We start from the raw sequence: 7,034 nt of genomic DNA on the forward strand, positions 1-7,034 counted from the left end.
GCTAAAGAAGCACCAAAGAAAGAAGAACCAGCTAAAGAAGCACCAAAGAAAGAAGCACCAAAGAAAGAAGCACCAAAGAAAGAAGCACCAAAGAAAGAAGCATCAAAGAAAGAAGAACCAGCTAAAGAAGCACCAAAGAAAGAAGAACCAGCTAAAGAAGCACCAAAGAAAGATTAATTTTTCTCAAAAAATTTTATTTTTTAAAAATCTGTTTATTCTAATTGATACAAATCTAGTTCACAATCGATACTACAATCAGGTGTTTTCCAATCCAGTGTATTTTCTTGAGGAATCATTCCTAATGGATCATAATTATCGAACTTTGTCATACCTTGAATTGATGATAACATAACAACTTTAGAATCTTCTACATTTGAAGTCATATCGATTTGAGAATTACTTTCACTGACAATCCCTGCTGTAAGATTTGTAATTGCATTGATAACTCCTACTGGAATATTGCTTCCTCCTACCACATACAACATTGAACGTTTTATAGAATTTGGTGGGGCATTACCATATAACATTTTTAGTGAATCTCTAAGAGAGTCTTCCATGTTCTGTCCATCTTTGCTTGTTGATAGAATGTTTGTTTGAGAAGCAATTTCAGATGCTTCAAGTGATTTTATTACGTGCATTACTGCAGAATTTGCAATACTATAACATGCTTTAGGACTCAAATCTGGGTTACTTTCTAACATTGAATCATTATCAAGAACTATTGTACATTCTGAATTCTCTCTAACTCGTTTTAGAGAAACTCCTGAATTGAAAATTCTGTCTTTTTCATATTTGAAAGGCATAATTGCAAAGGAGATTAGGCTTGCATCTTCCTCTTTGCATATTTCTGATACAACAGGTGCCATGGCTGAGCCTGCTTTACCTGCTAAATTACTCATCAAGATAACTGTAGAATAACCTGAAATTTTTGATTTAATCTCGTCTGCAACATTGTAAGTTGAGCCTCTGATTAATTGAACAGATGGATTAACAACAGAACCTGTTGTTACATGTATGGATGAACCCTCTGTAGGAAAATCCTTTTTGTCATTACTAATAACAAGGCAATCTGAGTTTAGTGTATTTTTTGCATCATTTGCCAATTTTGAGCCTACGCCTCCTAGGCCTATGACTAAAACTGGTTCTTTTACTTGGAAACTCATTTCTGATTCTATTTCCTGATTTAGATAAAAAACCTTCTTACGTTTTTTTAATCAAATTTTAGATCGAAAAAAATTAGCTTGCGATCTTACCAACCAGCCTTTTTACAGTTGCATCTGTGATTTCAACTATATGTGATTGTCCTAATTCAACATCTTCATCAACAGCTATAGGCTTGTAGGCAAAGTTTCTACCCTTAATCCCTTCTTCTGTCATCTCATCAAATAGAACTTTTCCTTTCCAACCGATCCATTTTTGGTTACTCTCCATTGATAGTTTGTTGATCTGCTCAAAAATTATCTTTGTTCTTCTTTTCATTTCTGATGCATCAATTTGTTCTAATTCTGCAGCATCTGTTCCTGGTCTAGCACTGTATTTTGATAAATTTACTACATCTGGCTTTGTTTCATCTAGTAATTTCACAGTTTTTTGAAATTCTTCTTCTGTTTCAGTAGGAAATCCAACTATGATATCTGTGGATATGGTAAAGTCTCTAAATCTTTCTTTCATTTTCTTAGAAATTTCTCTGAAAGTTCCTTCAGTATGTCCACGTTTCATATCGTGAAGTACTTGATCACTTCCACTCTGTACTGGAATATGTAAAAATTTGAAGACTTTGTCATTATCATAAGAATCGATTAATTTTTCTTTAATTCTTGGCATATACATTGGGTTCATCATTCCAACTCTTATCATGAAATCTTCTGGAATTTCTGATACGGTATTGATTAGAGTTGGCAGATCTGTTCCTATATCAAATCCATAACATCCATTATCTGTCGATGTTAACCATACTTCTTTACATCCTTCGTTAATTTCCGTTTCAACTTGTCTTACGATATCTCCTAATCTGTAACTAGATAGATCTCCTTTAGATAATTTTGTTTGGCAAAAGGTACATTCACTCATACATCCACTTGCAATCTCTACAATCCCTACTGTGGGATTAAGTCTGACTTTGGGAAGTCCCACTTTTGACAAATCTGAATCTTCTAATGCAATTTGTTTTTGACCTCCTAATGTTGAATTAATTACTTGTAGTGTTTTTCCTAATGAATTTGGTCCAAGCATACTAGCATTTTCTGAAAATTTTTCAACTGTTTCTTTTTCTGCTTTTGGAAGACATCCTGCTACAATAAGCGGTTTTGATTTTAATGAATTAATTCTATACATCATTTTGTTTGCAGTGGAATCTTTGACTGAACATGTAACTACTATGTTAAGATCCGATTCTGAAGAATTATCTGCTAATGTATGCCCTCCATTTAGAATTAATCCTGAAATCATTTCAGAATCTGCAAAACTAGCAGAGCATCCATATGCTTCTACGAAAATTTTTGCCATAATTTATCCAAATAGAGAATCAATCTCTTTGTTGCTCATTAATTTCTTTGAAACAACAAGTTCTCTGATAGTTTTCCCTGTTTTTAGAGACTCTTTGAATAATTCAGCTGATTTTAGATATCCTATTTTTGGAGTTAACAATGTTACAATCACAGGACTATTTTCAATATCTTGACGTAATTTGTCTTTGTTAGCTGTTAGTCCATCGATTAGGTTTGCAGAAAATATTGGCAAGAAATTTTTTAGCATGTCTGTTGATTCTAACATGCACTTTAGCATTCCTGGTAACATCACATTTAGCTCAAACTGACCTCCTTGTGCAGCATAAGAAACTGCAGTGTCATTTCCAATTATGTTGAAGCAAACCATGTTCATGCATTCTGCTAAAGATGGATTTACTTTTCCAGGCATAATTGATGAACCTGCATGAACTGCAGGGATTCCCAATTCTGCCAATCCTGCGATAGGGCCTGATGCCATCAGTCTGATATCATTAGCGATTTTTCCTATTTCAAGTGCTAAATTTCTTAATGCACTTGATAAATTAGCAACTGCAAATTTACTTTGTAAACTGTGTTGCATATCTTTTTCTGGCTTTAATGATAATTTTGAAATTTTTCCTAATTCTGTTATTGCAATTTTCCTGTATCCTTTTGGCGTGTTGGCTCCTGTCCCAACAGCTGTTCCTCCTAATGCGACATATTGCAATTCTTTTTGTGCATCAATGATTTCTTTTCTTGCTTTGGAAATTGATGTTACATATGCATCAAACTCACTTCCTAATGTTACAGGTAATGCATCCATGAGATGTGTTCTTCCAATTTTTTTAAATGATGAAAATTGTTTTGCTTTTTTTGATAATGATTTAATCAAAATATCTATGGCAGGAATTGTATCTTTAAGATTCATAAGAATTGCAACATGCATAGCTGTTGGATATGTATCATTACTTGATTGTGACATGTTGACATGATCATTTGGATGTAAGAACTCATACTGTCCTTTCTTTTTATGGAGAACTTCTAATGCTACATTTGATATGACTTCATTAGAATTCATATTAAATGCAGTTCCTGCTCCTGAATTTATCATATCTACCACAAATTGATCTACAAATTTTCCAGCAAGTATTTTATCACATGCTGTAACAATTGCTTTTCCTCTTTTTGCATCAATTGCTTTGGTCTTCATATTTGCGATTGCTGCAGATCGTTTAATCATTACAAATGACTTGATCAAATTCTCATGACTTTTGTTTCCTGTTACATGGTATTGGTTGATTGCTCTTCCTGTAAATGCCCCATAATATGCGTCAGCTGGGATTTTGACTTTTCCAAGTGAATCTTGATCTAATCTAAATTTCATGTTGACTTTACTGAATTTCACCCATTATTCATTCTTTTTCAGATATTTTCAAAAATTCTTGTGCCAGTAATGGGAATTATTATATAGGATTTGTAAGGTCGTTGCTTTATGAATAAGCGTGTTAGTATGCTCTTCACAATTGCAGCAGTAGCTGTAATGGGAGCAACCTTATTCGGAAGCACATACACACAAACCCAGATTGCTGGACAATCACTAGATATCAACAAAATGGATGTCGATGTAATTGAACAAATCCATCAAATGGGCGGTTTACAGCTTGTAATGCCTCAAGCATTCGCAGAAACTGATTGTGGTGCATTATCACAAACTGGACGCAACGTAGTTGAGTTCAATTTGACTGGTGAAAGTGTTACTCTTCCAATCATGGGAGGAAAAACTTACAACGCCATGACTTTTAGCGGAATGGTCCCAGGACCAACACTAAGAGTTACACAAGGTGATGTTGTAAAAATGACACTTACAATCCCATCAGATGAAGTTACTGGACACGGTAACGACATGCATGCATCACAAATGTCAGCAGGAAACTTTGAATCAGTTAATCCTGGTGAAACAAGTCAGTACTGTTACATCGCTGAATCAGCTGGTGTCTTCAAATACCATTGTTCTGGTGTCAAACTAATTGGTATGGACCAACACGTTCTTTCCGGCATGTACGGAATTGCAATCGTTGATCCTGTCAATGGATACAAGAAACTAATGGTTGAGAAAACAAAAGTCTCAGCAGGCGGTGATGTTTCATTAGATAGAAAATTCTATGATGCAGATGCATTAGAGTTCCAACTCCAATACAACCAATTGTATCTAACACCTGAAGGTAACTATGATGCCGCAGCAATGTTCAAACATCATAATACTGCAACAGTTGTTAACGGAATGCAATTTGGTTATGTACCAAACATGGCTCATAACTTACTCGTCAAAGGCGATGTAAACAAGAACATCTTTGTTGCACAACCATGGAATGGACTTGAACACAAGCAATACCAATCACAACTCTTGTTTGTTGAAAATGATCAACACGTGAGACTCTTTGTTGAAAACCATGGTAACGAACCACTATTCTTCCACATTGTTGGAGAAATTTTGGACAGAGTTACTCAAGGTAACAGAGTACAATCCGCAGCAACTGAAACATGGTTACTCGGAGGTTCACAAAACATGATTGTTGACTTGGTCTTTGATGAACCAGGTGCATATGCAGCAGTAAACCATGATTATGCAGCAATTTACACTGGCGCAGCTACAGTATTTGTAGCAGGTGACCCATTCGGCTTGAACCCAGTTCTAGTTGAGAAAGGAGTTATCCCAGCACCAGTAGCATCTTATGCATACGCTTTAGGCAATCCAAGTGATGCTGTCCCACCAATGGGAGCAAACAGTATTGCACATCCTGCCCAAAACATTCACGGTTTATACACTGATGAAGTAGCTTCTGAAATGCAAGCAAGTGGCGATTATGTCGCATTATGGGAAGTAATTCCTGTAGTAGCAGAAATGTTAACTTCTTGATCTTTTAACATCTTTTTTTCTTTTTATTTTCTTAATGAATTATATTCCGTTGTTCACTTTCTTTTGCTATGGGATTTGATGATTCAGTACTCATTTGTGATGAAGTTGATCCTATACTGAATAAAATTTTGATAGACAATGGGCTAAAGGTCTCTTATGAACCTGAAATCACCAAAGAACAAATTCTCGAAAAAATTTCTACTTTTAACATTGTAATTGTAAGAAGCAGAACTACAATCACAAAAGAAATGATTGAAAAGGCTGACAATTGTAAAATTATTGCCCGTGTTGGAGTTGGTTTAGATAATGTTGATCAAGAAGCAGCAAAAGCAAAAGACATTCGTGTCATTAATGCTGTTGAAGGAGCAATGAATGCTGTATCTGAATTAGTTCTTGGCTTGATGTTATCTCTTGCAAGACAAACTGCTAGAGGTGATAGAGCGATTAGAAATGATCAATGGCTCAAAAAGGAACTGAAAGGGACAGAACTTCGTGGAAAATATCTTGGAATTATTGGTTTAGGAAATATTGGAAAAAGATTGGGAAGACTTGCACGTGCATTAAACATGAATATTATTGGATACGATGTAGTTCCAATTGATGAAGAGTTCTCAAAAGAAGTTGGTCTGATGAAAGCTGATTTGAATACTTTGTTACAAAGCTCTGATTATATCTCAATACACGTTCCTCTTTTAGATTCTACATACCATCTCCTTGATGAAGAAAAAATGTCTACAATGAAAAAGACTGCTAAAATCATCAATACTTCAAGAGGGGGTGTTGTTGATGAAGATGCACTTTACAATGCACTAAAGAATGGAACTTTGGGTGGTGCTGCATTAGATGTGTTTGAAAAAGAACCTGCAATTGGAACCAAACTCGCAGAACTTGATAATGTAATTTTGACTCCTCATATTGGTGCACAAACTAAAGAGGCTCAATCTTTAGCGGCAAATGTAATTGCTGAAAAGATTATTCAGATTCTTCGTGGCGTAATCTAGAAACATTTCTGCCTGAACTTTAAAAATAAGCAAAAAAGCTTGACTTTTACGTGATTTATTATCGTCTCTTCATTTTTAACGTCAATTTGGAGGTCAAAATATACACATGAACAATTTTGCAGTAAAGGAACTATATTCGGAAAAACACACCCGATTCCCTAGTGTTAATTCTTTATTGAAAATTTCTTTAGGTCTTATTTTGTTTACTATAATTTCAACTGCATTGGTATATGCTGAAACAATGTCTGTCGATGTTGATGGTGTTTCCTATGATGTTGAATATTCAACATCTGCAATGAATATTGTAGGAATTGAACCTGACACTGAATCCATTTCTTTGATATTGACTGTAGAAGTTCCTGATTCTGTAGGAACATTAGATATTACCTTTGATAGATCCTTCTTTGATTCTTCTTATGGTGGTTTAGATGATGAGTTTTTAGTTTTAATAGATGCTGATTTTGCAAATTTTTCAGAAACTTCTACAACAACCAATAGTCGAACATTGAGTATTGAAGCTCCATCTGGAACTGAAGAGATTGAAATTATCGGTTCTGTATTTGGACAATCTGTAGAGGAAACCCCAGAAGAAACACCTGTAGAGGAAACCCCAGAAGAAACACCTGTAGA

5 protein-coding genes and 1 pseudogene are annotated in these 7,034 nt (G+C 35.0%); 3 read left to right on the forward strand and 3 right to left on the reverse strand.

What is annotated here, in order from left to right:
- Window positions 1-212: 212 nt before the first annotated feature.
- The 3 genes from K5781_RS10065 to K5781_RS10075 all read right to left on the reverse strand — a co-directional run bounded on the left by K5781_RS10065 (window position 213) and on the right by K5781_RS10075 (window position 3,870).
- Entirely contained in the window at window positions 213-1,163 is a 951-nt protein-coding gene (locus K5781_RS10065) for a cell division protein FtsZ (RefSeq protein WP_297443754.1), read from the reverse strand.
- Between the two features lie 73 nt (window positions 1,164-1,236).
- On the reverse strand, window positions 1,237-2,505 hold the full coding sequence (locus K5781_RS10070; protein ID WP_297443757.1) for a tRNA (N(6)-L-threonylcarbamoyladenosine(37)-C(2))-methylthiotransferase: 1,269 nt from the start codon (window positions 2,503-2,505) through the stop codon (window positions 1,237-1,239).
- Between the two features lie 3 nt (window positions 2,506-2,508).
- On the reverse strand, window positions 2,509-3,870 hold the full coding sequence (locus K5781_RS10075) for an aspartate ammonia-lyase (RefSeq protein WP_297443760.1): 1,362 nt from the start codon (window positions 3,868-3,870) through the stop codon (window positions 2,509-2,511).
- Window positions 3,871-3,996: 126 nt separating this feature from the next.
- Here K5781_RS10075 and K5781_RS10080 point away from each other — a divergent pair, with 126 nt between their 5' ends.
- The 3 genes and pseudogenes from K5781_RS10080 to K5781_RS10090 form a co-directional block, all read left to right on the forward strand.
- Window positions 3,997-5,403, forward strand: coding sequence for a multicopper oxidase domain-containing protein (locus K5781_RS10080; protein WP_297443765.1), 1,407 nt, complete (start codon window positions 3,997-3,999; stop codon window positions 5,401-5,403).
- Window positions 5,404-5,471: 68 nt separating this feature from the next.
- Window positions 5,472-6,404: a D-2-hydroxyacid dehydrogenase gene (locus K5781_RS10085; RefSeq protein WP_297443762.1), complete on the forward strand. Its 933-nt coding sequence runs from the start codon at window positions 5,472-5,474 to the stop codon at window positions 6,402-6,404.
- A gap of 106 nt (window positions 6,405-6,510) precedes the next feature.
- Window positions 6,511-7,034 (forward strand): annotated as a pseudogene (locus tag K5781_RS10090) (hypothetical protein); the annotation flags it as partial.

The organism is Nitrosopumilus sp., from assembly GCF_025699255.1.
Lineage (GTDB): Archaea > Thermoproteota > Nitrososphaeria > Nitrososphaerales > Nitrosopumilaceae > Nitrosopumilus.

What these genes read in the sequence shown, in the direction of transcription:
- K5781_RS10070 (WP_297443757.1), bottom strand. Translation starts at nt 2,505, where the DNA reads ATGGCAAAAATTTTCGTAGAAGCATATGGATGCTCTGCTAGTTTTGCA.
- K5781_RS10075 (WP_297443760.1), bottom strand. Translation starts at nt 3,870, where the DNA reads ATGAAATTTAGATTAGATCAAGATTCACTTGGAAAAGTCAAAATCCCA.
- K5781_RS10085 (WP_297443762.1), top strand. Translation starts at nt 5,472, where the DNA reads ATGGGATTTGATGATTCAGTACTCATTTGTGATGAAGTTGATCCTATA.
- K5781_RS10065 (WP_297443754.1), bottom strand. Translation starts at nt 1,163, where the DNA reads ATGAGTTTCCAAGTAAAAGAACCAGTTTTAGTCATAGGCCTAGGAGGC.
- K5781_RS10080 (WP_297443765.1), top strand. Translation starts at nt 3,997, where the DNA reads ATGCTCTTCACAATTGCAGCAGTAGCTGTAATGGGAGCAACCTTATTC.